Source organism: Streptomyces sp. NPDC001933 (genome assembly GCF_042890955.1).
Classification (GTDB): Bacteria; Actinomycetota; Actinomycetes; order Streptomycetales; family Streptomycetaceae; genus Streptomyces.
In genome coordinates this window covers 862,298-876,093 of the sequence record NZ_JBIASS010000001.1, presented here as the reverse complement: position 1 = coordinate 876,093, position 13,796 = coordinate 862,298, and the positions used below count along the sequence as shown (strand labels likewise).

At 72.5% G+C, this 13,796-nt stretch carries 16 protein-coding genes; 4 read left to right on the top strand and 12 right to left on the bottom strand.

Annotated features, from left to right (window positions below; all coding sequences use genetic code 11):
• Positions 1–19: 19 nt before the first annotated feature.
• The 9 genes from ACFYY7_RS03885 to hisD form a co-directional block, all read right to left on the bottom strand.
• A complete protein-coding gene (locus tag ACFYY7_RS03885; RefSeq protein ID WP_388656607.1) occupies positions 20–607 on the bottom strand; it encodes a winged helix-turn-helix domain-containing protein in 588 nt (195 codons plus the stop codon).
• Between the two features lie 144 nt (positions 608–751).
• The gene (gene hisF / locus ACFYY7_RS03880; RefSeq protein WP_266494637.1) at positions 752–1,507 is read right to left on the bottom strand and encodes an imidazole glycerol phosphate synthase subunit HisF; all 756 of its coding nucleotides are present in this window, start codon (positions 1,505–1,507) and stop codon (positions 752–754) included.
• The gene (locus tag ACFYY7_RS03875; protein WP_388656604.1) at positions 1,504–1,902 is read right to left on the bottom strand and encodes a RidA family protein; all 399 of its coding nucleotides are present in this window, start codon (positions 1,900–1,902) and stop codon (positions 1,504–1,506) included. The genes hisF and ACFYY7_RS03875 overlap by 4 nt, the downstream gene beginning before the upstream one ends.
• Entirely contained in the window at positions 1,902–2,624 is a 723-nt protein-coding gene (gene priA, locus ACFYY7_RS03870) for a bifunctional 1-(5-phosphoribosyl)-5-((5-phosphoribosylamino)methylideneamino)imidazole-4-carboxamide isomerase/phosphoribosylanthranilate isomerase PriA (protein ID WP_358941800.1), read from the bottom strand. The genes ACFYY7_RS03875 and priA overlap by 1 nt, the downstream gene beginning before the upstream one ends.
• Entirely contained in the window at positions 2,624–3,265 is a 642-nt protein-coding gene (gene hisH, locus ACFYY7_RS03865; RefSeq protein WP_266736677.1) for an imidazole glycerol phosphate synthase subunit HisH, read from the bottom strand. The genes priA and hisH overlap by 1 nt, the downstream gene beginning before the upstream one ends.
• A gap of 11 nt (positions 3,266–3,276) precedes the next feature.
• A complete protein-coding gene (locus ACFYY7_RS03860) occupies positions 3,277–3,444 on the bottom strand; it encodes a hypothetical protein (protein WP_164493121.1) in 168 nt (55 codons plus the stop codon).
• Positions 3,441–4,037: an imidazoleglycerol-phosphate dehydratase HisB gene (hisB, locus tag ACFYY7_RS03855; RefSeq protein WP_317865871.1), complete on the bottom strand. Its 597-nt coding sequence runs from the start codon at positions 4,035–4,037 to the stop codon at positions 3,441–3,443. Before hisB ends, ACFYY7_RS03860 begins: the two co-directional genes overlap by 4 nt.
• Positions 4,034–5,161, bottom strand: coding sequence for a histidinol-phosphate transaminase (locus ACFYY7_RS03850; RefSeq protein ID WP_388656599.1), 1,128 nt, complete (start codon positions 5,159–5,161; stop codon positions 4,034–4,036). The genes hisB and ACFYY7_RS03850 overlap by 4 nt, the downstream gene beginning before the upstream one ends.
• Positions 5,158–6,480 carry a histidinol dehydrogenase gene (gene hisD, locus ACFYY7_RS03845; protein ID WP_388656596.1) on the bottom strand — a complete coding sequence of 441 codons (1,323 nt, stop codon included), beginning with the start codon at positions 6,478–6,480 and terminating at the stop codon, positions 5,158–5,160. The genes ACFYY7_RS03850 and hisD overlap by 4 nt, the downstream gene beginning before the upstream one ends.
• Positions 6,481–6,618: 138 nt before the next feature.
• Here hisD and ACFYY7_RS03840 point away from each other — a divergent pair, with 138 nt between their 5' ends.
• The 4 genes from ACFYY7_RS03840 to ybaK all read left to right on the top strand — a co-directional run bounded on the left by ACFYY7_RS03840 (position 6,619) and on the right by ybaK (position 10,810).
• The gene (locus tag ACFYY7_RS03840) at positions 6,619–8,220 is read left to right on the top strand and encodes an oxidoreductase (RefSeq protein WP_388656593.1); all 1,602 of its coding nucleotides are present in this window, start codon (positions 6,619–6,621) and stop codon (positions 8,218–8,220) included.
• Positions 8,221–8,484: 264 nt separating this feature from the next.
• Entirely contained in the window at positions 8,485–9,522 is a 1,038-nt protein-coding gene (locus tag ACFYY7_RS03835) for a hypothetical protein (RefSeq protein ID WP_388656590.1), read from the top strand.
• A gap of 5 nt (positions 9,523–9,527) precedes the next feature.
• The gene (locus ACFYY7_RS03830) at positions 9,528–10,271 is read left to right on the top strand and encodes an LON peptidase substrate-binding domain-containing protein (RefSeq protein ID WP_266736688.1); all 744 of its coding nucleotides are present in this window, start codon (positions 9,528–9,530) and stop codon (positions 10,269–10,271) included.
• A gap of 32 nt (positions 10,272–10,303) precedes the next feature.
• On the top strand, positions 10,304–10,810 hold the full coding sequence (gene ybaK, locus ACFYY7_RS03825) for a Cys-tRNA(Pro) deacylase (RefSeq protein ID WP_388656587.1): 507 nt from the start codon (positions 10,304–10,306) through the stop codon (positions 10,808–10,810).
• A 206-nt stretch (positions 10,811–11,016) separates the two neighbouring features.
• Here ybaK and ACFYY7_RS03820 read toward each other — a convergent pair whose 3' ends face one another.
• The 3 genes from ACFYY7_RS03820 to ACFYY7_RS03810 form a co-directional block, all read right to left on the bottom strand.
• Positions 11,017–11,742, bottom strand: coding sequence for an ABC transporter permease (locus ACFYY7_RS03820; protein ID WP_388656584.1), 726 nt, complete (start codon positions 11,740–11,742; stop codon positions 11,017–11,019).
• Positions 11,743–11,776: 34 nt separating this feature from the next.
• A complete protein-coding gene (locus ACFYY7_RS03815; RefSeq protein ID WP_358941859.1) occupies positions 11,777–12,505 on the bottom strand; it encodes an ABC transporter permease in 729 nt (242 codons plus the stop codon).
• A 232-nt stretch (positions 12,506–12,737) separates the two neighbouring features.
• A complete protein-coding gene (locus tag ACFYY7_RS03810) occupies positions 12,738–13,712 on the bottom strand; it encodes an ABC transporter ATP-binding protein (protein ID WP_388657114.1) in 975 nt (324 codons plus the stop codon).
• Positions 13,713–13,796 lie beyond the last annotated feature (84 nt).

Here is a 13,796-nt window from a genome sequence, read left to right as displayed (position 1 = left end):
GGCCTCCCGGGACGGCGGGTCAGGGGCGGAACGGGAATGTGTACAGGTGTACGGCGACGTTCTCGCGGCCTTCGGTGTCCCCGGCCTCCTCGCGGGCGCGGCCGAGCTCCTCGTACCGGTCGACCACCTGGTGCATCTCGCGGCTGAGCGCGGCGAGCTCCTCGGCGGTGAGCCGGGCCAGGTACTCGGAGCTGGAGGCGGCGCTGCGCCACTGGAGCGGCCAGCTCGGGGCCGAGTCGAGGTAGCGGCGGTACAGCTCGACGTGCTGGTCGAAGGAGAGCCGGCCGACGGCGGCGTGCGTGGCGGCCTTCTCGGGGGCGTCGGTGAAGTCCTCCTCGTGGAAGTTCAGCCCCTTCGAGGCGGGCTGCCACCAGCGTTCACGGGCGTCCGCGCCCTGCTGCTCGGCCTCCTCGATCAGGCCGTGGTCGGCGAGCTTGCGCAGGTGGTAGCTGACGAGCGAGACCGCTTCGTCGACCTGGTCGGCCAGTTGGGAGGCGGTGGCCTTGCGGGCGATGTAGAGCGCCCGGTAGAGCCGCATCCGCAGGGGGTGGCCGAACGCCTTCAGGGTCTCCAGGTCCGAGACCCGGCGTGATTCCTTGCTTGCCATGCCCCGACCGTAGATGGAAAAGAAAACTTGCGCAATATTTATTGCGCAATAAAAGCTGCGGAATCGGGGACGGTGGAAAAGCCCGACGCCGGGCGGGGCCGGTTCCTCGGCTCCGCCCGGCGTCGGGCTCGTACGTACGGCTGCTCAGCGGACCGGGTGTCCGGCCTCCCTGAGCGCGTCCTTGACCTCGGAGATCCGCAGATCGCCGAAGTGGAAGACGGAGGCGGCGAGCACCGCGTCGGCGCCCGCCTCGATGGCGGGTGCGAAGTCCGCGAGCCGGCCGGCACCGCCGGAGGCGATGACGGGGACGGTCACGTGCTTGCGCACCGCCGTGATCATCTCGGTGTCGTAGCCGTCCTTGGTGCCGTCCGCGTCCATCGAGTTGAGCAGGATCTCGCCCGCGCCCAGCTCGGCGGCGCGGTGCGCCCATTCGACGGCGTCGATGCCGGTGCCCTTGCGGCCGCCGTGCGTGGTGACCTCGAAGGTGCCGGCGGGGGTGCGCCGGGCGTCCACGGAGAGCACCAGGACCTGGCGGCCGAAGCGCTCGGCGATCTCCCGGATGAGGTCGGGGCGGGCGATGGCGGCGGTGTTGACGCCGACCTTGTCCGCCCCGGCCCGCAGCAGCTTGTCGACGTCGTCGGCGGTGCGGACGCCGCCGCCGACCGTGAGCGGGATGAAGACCTGCTCGGCGGTGCGGCGCACCACGTCGTAGGTGGTCTCCCGGTCACCGCTGGAGGCGGTGATGTCCAGGAAGGTCAGCTCGTCGGCGCCCTCGGCGTCGTACAGCTTCGCCATCTCGACGGGGTCGCCCGCGTCGCGCAGGTTCTGGAAGTTGACGCCCTTGACGACCCGGCCGTTGTCGACGTCCAGGCAGGGGATGACGCGTACCGCGAGGCTCATCGCGCACCTGCCCGGTAGGCCTCGACCTCGACCTCGACGACCAGGCTCGGGTCCACGAAACCGGACACGATGAGCATCGAGGCGGCGGGGCGCACGTCGTCGAAGAGCTCCTTGTGGGCGCGGCCGACCTCGTCCACGTCCCGGGCGTGCGTGATGTACATCCGGGTACGGACGACGTCTTCTCGGCCCAGGCCGAACTGCTTCAGCGCGTCGAAGGCGACCCTGAAGGCGGTGACGGCCTGCTCGTACGGGCCGCCCGCGGAGATCTGGCCGTTCTCCACTGCGGTGCAGCCGGCGACCAGGACGAGGCCGTTCGGCAGCTCCACCGCGCGGGAGTAACCGAACTTGTCCTCCCACGGGCCGCCGGAGGAGACGCGGTTGACGGAGTCGCTCATCAGGAGACCACCTGCAGCGCTTCTTCGAGGGTGAACGCCTTCGCGTACAGCGCCTTGCCGACGATCGCGCCCTCGACGCCGTCCGGGACGAGCGAGGCGATGGCCCGCAGGTCGTCCAGCGAGGAGACGCCGCCGGAGGCGACGACGGGCTTGTCGGTGGCGGCGCAGACGTTCTTCAGGAGCTCCAGGTTGGGGCCCTGGAGCGTGCCGTCCTTGGCGATGTCGGTGACGACGTAGCGGGCGCAGCCCTCGGAGTCGAGGCGGGCGAGCGTCTCGTAGAGGTCACCGCCGTCGCGGGTCCAGCCGCGGCCGCGCAGCGTGGTGCCGCGGACGTCGAGGCCGACGGCGATCTGGTCGCCGTGCTCGGCGATGACCTTGGCGACCCATTCCGGGGTCTCCAGGGCGGCGGTGCCGAGGTTGACCCGGCGGCAGCCGGTGGCGAGGGCGGCGGCGAGCGAGGCGTCGTCGCGGATGCCGCCGGAGAGCTCGACCTTGATGTCCATGGCGCCGGCCACCTCGGCGATCAGCGCCCGGTTGTCCCCGGTGCCGAACGCGGCGTCCAGGTCGACCAGGTGCAGCCACTCGGCCCCGGCGCGCTGCCAGGCGAGGGCGGCCTCCAGCGGGGAACCGTAGGAGGTCTCGGAGCCGGACTCGCCATGGACGAGGCGGACGGCCTGGCCGTCGCGGACATCGACGGCGGGGAGCAGTTCAAGCTTCGGCATCAGAGTGTCTCGATCCAGTTGGTCAGCAGCTGGGCGCCGGCATCGCCGGACTTCTCGGGGTGGAACTGGGTGGCCCACAGGGCGCCGTTCTCCACGGCGGCGACGAACGGCTCGCCGTGGGTGGCCCAGGTGACCCGGGGGGCGCGGATCTTGGGGTTGGTGACTTCCAGGCTCCAGTCGTGCACCGCGTAGGAGTGCACGAAGTAGAACCGGGCCTCGGCGTCGAGACCGGCGAAGAGCTGGGAGTCCTCGGGGGCCCGCACGGTGTTCCAGCCCATGTGCGGGACGACGGGGGCCTTCAGCGGGGCGACGGTGCCGGGCCATTCGTCCAGGCCCTCCGTCTCCACGCCGTGCTCGATGCCGCGCTCGAAGAGGATCTGCATTCCGACGCAGATGCCCATGACGGGGCGGCCGCCGGAGAGCCTGCGGCCGATGATCCATTCGCCGCGGGCCTTCTTCAGCCCCTCCATGCAGGCGGAGAACGCGCCGACGCCGGGCACCAGCAGCCCGTCGGCGTTCATCGCCTTGTCGAAGTCGCGGGTGATCTCGACGTCCGCGCCGACGTGGGCCAGGGCCCGCTCGGCGGAACGGACGTTGCCGAAGCCGTAGTCGAAGACGACGACCTTCTTGTTGTCGCTCACAGCTCGTTCCCTCAGTCCCAGAGTCCCTGGATCCGCAGAATGCCTGCCACCAGGCACATCACGGAGGCGAGCGAGAGCAGGACGATGACGCCCTTGGGCATGCCCTGCTTCGCGAAGGAGTAGACGCCGCCGGCCAGGAAGAGGCCGACGACGATCAGAATGGTGTTGAGGCCGGTCACAGCGCGCCCTTCGTGGAGGGGAGTATCCCGGCGGCGCGCGGGTCGTGTTCGCTGGCGTAGCGCAGGGCGCGGGCGAGCGCCTTGAACTGGCACTCGACGATGTGGTGGGCGTTGCGCCCGTACGGCACGTGGACGTGCAGGGCGATCTGCGCCTGCGCGACGAAGGACTCCAGGATGTGCCGGGTCATCGTCGTGTCGTACTCGCCGATCATCGGCGCCATGTTCTCCGGCTCGGTGTGCACCAGATAGGGGCGGCCGGACAGGTCGACGGTGACCTGGGCGAGCGACTCGTCCAGCGGGACGGTGCAGTTGCCGAAGCGGTAGATGCCGACCTTGTCGCCGAGCGCCTGCTTGAACGCGGCGCCGAGGGCGAGGGCGGTGTCCTCGATGGTGTGGTGCGAGTCGATGTGCAGGTCGCCGTCGGTCTTGACCGTGAGGTCGAAGAGGCCGTGCCTGCCGAGCTGGTCGAGCATGTGGTCGTAGAAACCGACCCCGGTCGACACATCGACCTTGCCGGTGCCGTCGAGGTTTATCTCGACGAGTACCGAGGTTTCCTTGGTGGTGCGTTCCACGCGGCCTACGCGGGGGCTCATGCGTCGTGCTCCTTCTTCAGTTCGCGTACCGCATCGAGGAACGCGTCGTTCTCTGCCGGGGTGCCCGCGGAGACCCGCAGCCATCCCGGTACGCCGTTGTCCCGGACCAGGACGCCCCGGTCGAGGATCCGCTGCCAGGCGGTGTGGCTGTCGGCGAAGCGGCCGAACTGGACGAAGTTGGCGTCCGAGTCGGTGACGTCGTAGCCGAGGGCGCGCAGCTCGGTGACGATCCGGTCGCGTTCGTCCTTGAGCTGCGCGACGTATCCGAGCAGCGTATCGGTGTGCTCCAGGGCGGCGAGCGCGGTGGCCTGGGTGACGGAGGACAGGTGGTACGGCAGCCGCACCAGCTGGACCGCGTCGACCACGGCCGGGTCGGCGGCGAGGTAGCCCAGGCGCAGCCCGGCGGCACCGAACGCCTTCGACATGGTGCGGGAGAGGACCATGTTCGGCCGGCCCTCGATCAGCGGGAGCAGCGAGGCGTGGTGGCTGAACTCGCCGTACGCCTCGTCGACCACGACCATCGACGGTTTGGCCGCCTGGGCGGCGTCGTACAGCGCGAGCACGGTCTCCGCGTCGACGGCGGTGCCGGTGGGGTTGTTGGGCGAGGTGATGAAGACGACGTCGGGGCGGTGCTCGGCGATGGCCTCGCGGGCGGCCTCGACGTCGATGGTGAAGTCCTCGTTGCGCGGTCCGGAGATCCAGCCGGTGCCGGTGCCGCGGGCGATGAGGGCGTGCATGGAGTACGAGGGCTCGAAGCCGATCGCGGTGCGGCCGGGGCCGCCGAAGGTCTGGAGGAGCTGCTGGAGCACCTCGTTGGAGCCGTTGGCTGCCCAGACGTTGGCGAGGGAGACCTCGTGCCCGGCGGTGCGGGTGAGGTAGCGGGCCAGTTCGGTACGGAGCTCGACGGCGTCCCGGTCGGGGTAGCGGTTGAGGTCGCGGGCGGCCTCGCGGACCCGCTCGGCGATCCGGTCGACGAGCGCCTCGGGCAGCGGGTAGGGGTTCTCGTTGGTGTTCAGCCGCACGGGCACGTCGAGCTGCGGCGCCCCGTAGGGGGACTTGCCGCGCAGTTCGTCCCGGATCGGGAGGTCGTCGATGCGGGTGCGGGGGGTGTTGCCGTTCGTCACTGCTGCGGGACCTTCCAGCCGAACCTGGCCTTGAGCGCGGCGCCGTGGGCGGGGAGGTCCTCCGCCTCGGCGAGGGTCACGACGTGGTGGGTGACCTCGGCGAGCGCGTCGCGCGTGTAGTCGACGATGTGGATGCCGCGCAGGAAGGACTGCACGGAGAGGCCCGAGGAGTGGCAGGCGCAGCCGCCGGTGGGCAGGACGTGGTTGGAGCCGGCGCAGTAGTCGCCGAGCGAGACCGGGGCCCAGGGGCCGACGAAGACAGCGCCTGCGTTGCGGACCCGGTCGGCGAGTGCGGCGGCGTCGGCGGTCTGGATCTCCAGGTGCTCGGCGGCGTACGCGTCGACGACCTTGAGGCCGTCCTCCAGGTCGTTGACCAGGACGATCGCGGACTGGCGGCCAGCCAGCGCGGGCTCGATCCGGTCGGTGACGTGCTTGGTCGCGGCGATCTGGGGCTTCAGCTCGGCCTCGGTGGCCGCGGCCAGCTCCTCGGAGTCGGTGACCAGGACGGCGGCGGCCATCGGGTCGTGCTCGGCCTGGCTGATCAGGTCGGCGGCGACGTGCACCGGGTCGGCGGTGGAGTCGGCGAGGATCGCGATCTCGGTGGGGCCCGCTTCCGCGTCGATGCCGATGCGGCCCTTGAGGAGGCGCTTGGCGGCGGCGACGTAGATGTTGCCGGGGCCGGTGACGAGGTTCACCGGAGGACATTCGGCCGTTCCGTACGCGAACATCGCGACGGCCTGGGCGCCGCCCGCCGCGTACACCTCGTCGATGCCGAGCAGGGCACAGGCGGCGAGGATCGTGGGATGCGGCAGGCCGTCGAAGTCCTTCTGCGGCGGGGAGGCGACGGCGATGCCCTCGACGCCCGCCTCCTGGGCCGGTACGACGTTCATGACCACGGACGATGGGTACACGGAGCGGCCGCCCGGCACGTACAGCCCGACGCGCTCGACCGGCACCCACTTCTCGGTGACGGTGCCGCCGGGGACGACCTGGGTGGTGTGGGTGGTGCGGCGCTGCTCGCGGTGGACGAGGCGGGCGCGGCGGATCGACTCCTCCAGCGCGGCCCGCACGGCCGGGTCGAGCCGCTCGACGGCCGAGGCGATCGCCTCGGCCGGGACCCGGATCGAGTCGAGCCGTACGCCGTCGAATTTCTCCCCCCACTCGATCACTGCCGCGGAGCCACGATGGCGTACGTCCTCGCAGATGGGCCGCACCGTCTCCAGGGCGGCTTCCACGTCGAACTCGGCACGGGGCAGCAGGTCGCGCAGGGCTCCACCCTCGGGGAGGGCATCGCCGCGCAGATCGATTCGAGAGATCACACCGCAATTCTCGCAGACCGGCTCCGGCGTCCGGTCGCCCGTATCACTGGCTGATACATGTCCCGGACGTCACTGCTGACCAATAGCGTTCACGTCGTCACCCAGAGGGAAGAACAGCTCCGAGCGGAAGGGGCACCCGTGACCGAACCGCACGACGGCGATTTTCCGGACGGTCTGAGCGCGGCCGAGCTGGGCATGTGGCAGGCCTTCCGGAACGGCAGCACCTACGATCTGCGCGCCCGCGATCCCGCGCGCGACGATCCGTTCGCACCGCGTGTCTGGGGACCGGAGCGCAGTGTGGACGGGCGCGTCGTCGCCCGGCTGCTGCTGTCCGGGCCGCCGCCGCGGCCGGGACGGGTGGCCGCGCTGAAGCTCCGGGGTGTGCGGATCACCGGCACACTCGATCTCGCGGGCGGGCGCGTCGCGCCGTACGTCGAGATGACCGGCTGCCGCTTCGAGAACGAGGTGGTGCTGCCGGAGTGCCACTTCACTACGTTGCGGATCGTCGGCTGCGCGATGCCGCGGCTGGAGGCGGCCCGGCTGCGCACCGAGGGCGATCTGCATCTGCCGCGCTGCCGGATCCCGCGCGGGATCCGGCTCACCGACGCCCAGATCGGCACCGATCTGATGATCAACCAGATCGAGATCGGCCCGGACCGGGGCGGGCGGGCGCTGGCCGGTGACGGGCTGGCGGTCGCCCAGGACCTCCAGGCGGAGCTGATCGAGGCGCGCGGCGAGCTGAGTCTGCGCGGGGCGAAGGTCGGTGGTTCGCTGAGCCTGCGCGGCAGCCGGCTGCGGGGCAGGGAGGGGCGGCGCGCGCTGAACGCCCCTCAGCTGACCGTGGAGCGGACGCTGTACATGAGCGAGGCGTGGGTGAGCGTCGACACCGGGATCCAAGGCACCACTCCCCCGTACGGCATCGTCATGGCCTCGACCCCGGCGAACGGCACCCGTGCGCAGGGCTTCGAGTGCCGCGGCGGGGTGCGCCTGGACGACGGGCGGTTCGGTGACGCGGTCGATCTGCACAAGGCGCGGTTCGTGCTGGCCCGGCACGAGGAGCTGTCGCTGCGCCGGATCGTCACCCCGGAGCTGCGGTTCAACGCGGAACGGCCGGAGGAGGGCCGGGTCGTGCTGAACGGCGCGAAGGTCGTCACGCTGATCGACGTGTCGACCAGCTGGCCGGGGCCCGGCGGACTGGCGATGGGCGGTTTCGTGTACGAGAACCTCGTCCCGTACGGGCACTTCCCGCTCTCCCGGCGCCTGGAATGGGTGGCGGCGGCGACCCCGGAGTACGTCCCCGAGCCGTACGAGCGGCTCGCGACGGTGCTGCGCAACTGCGGGGAGGACGCGGACGCCCGGGAGGTGCTGCTGGCCAAGCAGCGGCGACGGCGCGAGACGCTGCCGCTCGCCGGGAAGCTCTGGGGCTACCTCCAGGACTGGACGGTGGCGTACGGCTACCGGCCGGGGCGGGCCGCGCTGTGGATGGCGTTGCTGTGGGCGGCGGGGGCGATGGCCTTCTCCCGGCACGTCCCGGCGGCGATCAAGCAGGACGAGCATCCGCAGTGGAACCCGGCGCTGTACGCGCTGGATCTGCTGATCCCGGTGATCAATCTGGGCCAGGACGGCTACTGGCGGATGGAGGACGGCTGGCAGTGGGCGGCGGCCGTGCTCGTACTGCTGGGCTGGATACTGGCCACGACCGTGGCGGCGGGCGCCTCACGGCTGCTGCGGCGGGGCTGACGGGATCCGGCCACCACCGACCGGACGACGGGCCGCCCGGCCGCTCGCGGCCCGTCGTGCCGAGCGGCCTCCGGCGCCCGGACCGCAGTCGAACGGGAGCCCGAGCTACGTTCGGAGTGCCGCACACCATTGGCCGGACCAGCAGGAACAAGCCAGATTCCGGACTTTCCTTTACTTCTTCTTGACTCGGTCCGGTACAACCCATTCACTCGGCACCAAAGTTTCACAGCGAGCCTCTGGCGCCGCTCCGACCAGGGCTTTTCAATGGTCTGCACCATGCCAATCCTTCGTGCTCTGCTCCGCGCCGCGCGCGCGGTCCGGCTCCCTTCGCAGGGGCCCGCCGGACTGCCCGCGGACGACGAGGTGCTGCTCGACGCCCCCGACGAGCGGCTCTCCCCGGCACTCGTCGCCGCCGCCCTCGGGGAGTACGGACCGGCCGCGAAACTCCTCGCCACCACCCGGGACTGCGCCGAGTGGGAGAACCGCGACCGCTACCTCGGCCGGCTCGTCACCTTCGCCCGCAACCGCGACGGCTGGCTGACCGACTGGCTCGCCGCCTCCCCGCACGACCCGGACGCGCTGCTCGTCAAGGCCGAGCTGGCGGTCCGCCGGGCCTGGGAGTCGCCCGCCCGCGCCGAGCAGCTGCGCGAGGTGGGGCCGCTGATCTCGGCGGCGGCCGAGAGCGATCCGCGCGACCCGGTGCCCTGGCGCCTGGCGCTCGACCACGCCCGCGGCACCCACGCCACGCACACCATGTTCGGGGCGCTGTGGGAGCAGGCGATCCAGCGCTCCTCGCACCACTACGGCTGCCATGTCGCGGCGCTGCGGTACCTCTCCGCGGCCTGGTACGGCTCGCACCGCGAGTGCTTCGACTTCGCCGAGCGGGCCGCCGAGGACTCGCTGCCCAGTTCGCTGGTGCAGGCGCTGCCGCTGCGGGCCGCCTTCGCCCTGCTGATCGAGGGGCCCGGCGCCCGGACCACCTCGGTGCAGGAGGAGCGGATCGACGCGGCGGCCGATCTGGCCATCGAGCTGTCCGCCTCGTTCGAGCCGGGCGACCCGTGGCCCGCCGAGGTCCGCAATCTGCTGGCGTTCGTGCTGGTCGGCCGGGGGCGCTGGAACGAGGCCCTGGAACAGTTCCGGCGGATCGGACCCCATGCGGCGTCGTTCCCGTGGTCGTCGGTCTCCGACGATCCGCTCGGCCGGTTCCTGGAGGCGCGGGACGAGACACGGCTCCGGACGGCCTGCGCGGCACCGATCCCGGGACGGGCCGACCGGGGCCGGGCCCGCGGCCATTACGCTTGACCGTTGTGACCACCGCTCGCCTGCCTCTGTTCCCGCTGAACGCGGTGCTGTTCCCCGGCCTCGTGCTGCCGCTGAACGTCTTCGAGGAGCGTTATCGCGCCATGATGCGCGAACTCCTGAAGACCGACGAGGACGAACCCCGCCGGTTCGCCGTGGTCGCGATCCGCGACGGCCGCGAGACCGCCCCGACGGGCGCCGGAATGCCGGACGCGGTGAACGTCCCCGCCGAGCGCGGCCCCGCGGACGGCTTCGGCCCCGACCCGGTCCAGACCTTCCACCGGGTCGGCTGCATCGCCGACGCGGCGAAGATCCGGGAACGGCCGGACGGCAGCTTCGAGGTCCTGGCCACCGGCACCACCCGGGTCAAGCTGCTCTCCGTGGAGGCGAGCGGCCCCTTCCTGACGGCCGAGCTCGAAGAGCTGGACGAGGAGACCGGCGAGGAGGCGGGGGCGCTCGCCGAGGGCGTACTGAGGGCCTTCCGCAGCTACCAGAAGCGGCTGGCCGGGGCGAGCGAACGGTCGCTGACGACCGGCGCGGACCTGCCCGACGACCCCTCCGTCGTCTCGTACCTGGTCGCGGCGGCGGCCGTACTGGACGTCCCGACCAGGCAGCGGCTGCTCCAGGCGCCCGACACCGCGACCCGGCTGCGCGAGGAACTGACGCTGCTGCGCTCCGAGACCGCCGTCATCCGCCATCTCCCGTCCCTGCCCGCGGTGGATCTGACCCGCGCCCCGACCCACCCCAACTGATCCGAAGACCGACCGACCGAGGACCGCTCCCCGTGGCGAAGAAGCCCAAGAAGCAGCAACAGTCCGGCGGCACCCCGGCAACGGTCGCCCTGACCGCGTCCGGCACGGCGTTCACCGTCCACTCCTACGACCACGACCCGGCCTCGGCCTCCTACGGCGAGGAGGCGGCCGAGGCACTGGGCGTCTCCCCCGACCGGGTCTTCAAGACCCTGGTCGCGGACGTCGACGGCATGCTGACCGTGGCGGTGGTCCCGGTGGCCGGCTCACTGGACCTCAAGGCCCTGGCCGCCTCGGTGGGCGGCAAGCGGGCCGCCATGGCCGACCCGTCGGCCGCCGAACGCACCACCGGTTACGTGAGGGGCGGCATCTCCCCGCTGGGCCAGCGCAAGCGGCTGCGTACGGTACTGGACGCTTCGGCACGGTCCCACGAGACGATCTGCGTCTCGGCGGGCCGCCGGGGCCTGGAGGTCGAACTCTCCCCGACGGATCTGGCGTCGCTGACGGGGGCGGTGTTCGCGGATATCGGCCGGGAAAACTGAGCCGGTTCCGGCCCGCCCAGCACCGCTCGCCCGGCCCGCGCCTGTTTCAGCCACTCGCGCCCATATCAGCCCACCCGAGCCCATTCCAGCCCGTCCGGCGATTGAGGACCGGGGTCCGGGGCAGAGCCCCGGCTCCGGGAAGGGGCGGGTAGGGGCGGGTAGGGGACAAGCCCCGCGCAGCGGCCCACCCACCCGCACTTGCACACCTACGACTGCGCCGACGCCCCCGGGGCACCCGGAGCGCTCGGAGCGCCCGGCGCCGCCGGAGCACTCGGCGCCCCCGGAAACACCCCCCACTCCGGCTCCGGATCCCGCGGCCCGAACATCGCGGTCAACCCGAGATGAACCGCCATCGCCCCCAGCGGCCACGCCAGCAGCGCCCCCTTCGCCCGCAGCTGGAGCGGCGCGTCGAAGACCACGCCCTTGCCGACCGCCCGCGCGTGCGCGACCACGTCCTGCGTCGGCCCGAGCCACACCCCCAGCCGCCAGGCCAGCAGCGAACCGAGCAGCCCGCCCAGCGCGAGCCCCACCACCAGGGCGATCCCGCCGCGCCGCTGGAACCAGAAGACCAGCGCCGCGGAGACCGCGCCGAAGGCCAGGGCCAGCAGCACGAACGTACCGTCGGCGCCGATCGCCTCCTCGCCCTCGCTGTCGCTCAGGAAGACGGCGGTGCTGTCGGAGATCAGCGGAACCCTCGGCGCCAGCCACAGCCAGAGGAGCCCGAGCGCGACGCCCGAGACGGTCACCAGAGCGGCGACGACCGCGGCCCTGCGCAGTTCCGGCGCGAGAGCCTTCTCCTCGGGCGCTCCCGGCAGCCCTCCCGGCTGGTGCGCACCGATCAGGTGGGAGCCCCCCGGGCCACCCCAGTTCGGCGGGGTCTGCCAGGGATCGTTGGACGAGGGCTGGTGAGGCGGCGTCAGAGGTGCGGTCACCGTGCCATCGTGCCAGGCACCCCCGCGCCGCGCCTCACCGGACCGCTGCCCTGCGGTACGCCCACGTCGCCGCGGCCAGCGAGAGCACGCCGACCACGGCACAGACGGCGAGGTCCAGCGCGACGACCGCCCAGTCCGGGTGGGCGTCGAAGGACCGGGCCAGCGCCTCGACGCCGTAGGTCGAGGGCAGCAGATCGCGCGCCCAGCCGACCGGCGTCGGCAGCCGGTCCGCGGGGAGCACACCGAGCAGCAGCGCCGCCGACATGCCCAGCTGGCCGAGGAGCGTGGCCAGCTCCTGCCGGGGCGCGAGCAGTCCCAGCGCCGCGCCCAGCCCGGAGAGCGCCGCCCCGGAGAGCGGGATGACCGCGACGAGCACCCACAGATGCGTCAGCGGCAGCCCGAACATCACGCTGCCGGCCACCGCCGTGACGATCGTGCCGGGCACGGTGAAGGAGGCGTACGCCCCGGCCGCACCGAGCACCACCGAGGCGGGCGGCACCGGCAGGGTCGCGTAGTGGTCGAGCCCGCCGCCGGCCCGCAGCTGCCCGAAGTACTGGGCGAGGAGATTGAGCGCGACGAAGGCCACGACGAGGACGCTGGAGCCGGCGACGACGGCCCGCGCCTCGGAGCCGCCGTCGACCACCCCGCGCATCAGCACCATGATCCCGACCGACTGGAAGGTCGCGACGAAGAGCAGCGGGATACGGGCGACCCTGGCCCTGGACAGCTGGGCGCGGTAGACCGCCGCGAGCGAGGGGAACAGCCGGGCCCTCGGGGCGAGCGGCGCGGGCGCCGCCCGCTCGCCGTCGAAGCCGTCGAAGGCGACGCCGGGGCCGTCCTCCGTGGCCGGGACGGGTCCGGTCACCGCGTGCGCGGGAACGATGCTCGTCACCTGGCGCTGCTCCTGTTCGTTCCCTGCCCGGCCACGCACCCGCACCCGGTCGTCCCACTGGCCCCGGCCACCCCGTCGGCCCCGGCCACCCCGCCGGCCCCCGTCATGACTTCACCAACCCCTTGGTCGCGTCCCCGCCGAGCGCGAGATAGACGTCCTCCAGGCTGGGCGTCGCCAGCGTGAAGTCGTCGAGTGCGGCGAAGGCCGCGCCGCCGGTCACCGCGGCGACCGCCGCCCGCGCCTCGTCGGGACCGAGCCGCAGCACCCAGCGCCGCCCCGACTCCTGGGCCGAGCCGCGCAGCGCGGCCACCTCGGGCACGTCCAGGGGTGCCCGCTCGCGCCACACCAGCTCGACCCGGACCTCGCCCGCGAAGCGTTCCTTGAGCCCGGTCGGCGTGTCGCAGGCTATGACCTTGCCGTGCTCGATCACGGCGACCCGGTCGAGGACGGTCTCGGCCTCGATGACGTTGTGAGTGACGAGCAGCACCGTCGTGCCGCGCTCGGCCCGGCGCCGGTCCACGGCGGCCCAGACGGCGCGCCGGGCGACGGGGTCCATGCCGGTCGTCGGCTCGTCCAGCAGCAGCACCGGCCGCTCGCCGACCAGCGCGGCGGCGAAGCAGGCGAGCCGCCGCTGTCCGCCGGAGAGCTTCTTCAGGGGGCGTCCCGCGATCTCGGTGAGGCCGAGTTCACCGAGTACGGCGTCGCGTTCGGCGCGGGCGTCGGCCGCGGCGAGGCCGCGCAGCCGTCCGGTGGTCTCGGCGGCGAGCGAGACGGTCAGCTCGTCGAGGGCGGTGGACTCCTGCCCGAGGTAGCCGATCAGCCGGGAGGCGCGTTCCGGGTGGCGTACGAGGTCGTGGCCCAGCACGGTGACGCTGCCGGAGTCGGGGCGCATCAGCCCGGTGAGCTGCCGTACCAGGGTGGATTTCCCGGCGCCGTTGGGGCCGAGGAGGCCGAAGATCTCGCCGCGCCGCACGTCCAGGCTGATCCCGTCGGTGGCGCGCACCTCGGGTGTGGCGGGGGTGCCGCGGCGGCCGCGGGCTGCGGGATAGGTCTTGACCAGATCACGCACCGCGCACACGGTCCCGGTCGCCGGCTGCGCCTGTGCTGTGCCCGTACTCACGAGGTACGAGGGTACGGGGTCGGATGCCCCGGATTGCGCCCG

Coding starts and splice junctions, on each gene's coding strand:
- ACFYY7_RS03885 (WP_388656607.1), bottom strand. CDS start 607: ATGGCAAGCAAGGAATCACGCCGGGTCTCGGACCTGGAGACCCTGAAG.
- hisF (WP_266494637.1), bottom strand. CDS start 1,507: ATGAGCCTCGCGGTACGCGTCATCCCCTGCCTGGACGTCGACAACGGC.
- ACFYY7_RS03875 (WP_388656604.1), bottom strand. CDS start 1,902: ATGAGCGACTCCGTCAACCGCGTCTCCTCCGGCGGCCCGTGGGAGGAC.
- priA (WP_358941800.1), bottom strand. CDS start 2,624: ATGCCGAAGCTTGAACTGCTCCCCGCCGTCGATGTCCGCGACGGCCAG.
- hisB (WP_317865871.1), bottom strand. CDS start 4,037: ATGAGCCCCCGCGTAGGCCGCGTGGAACGCACCACCAAGGAAACCTCG.
- ACFYY7_RS03835 (WP_388656590.1), top strand. CDS start 8,485: ATGGTCTGCACCATGCCAATCCTTCGTGCTCTGCTCCGCGCCGCGCGC.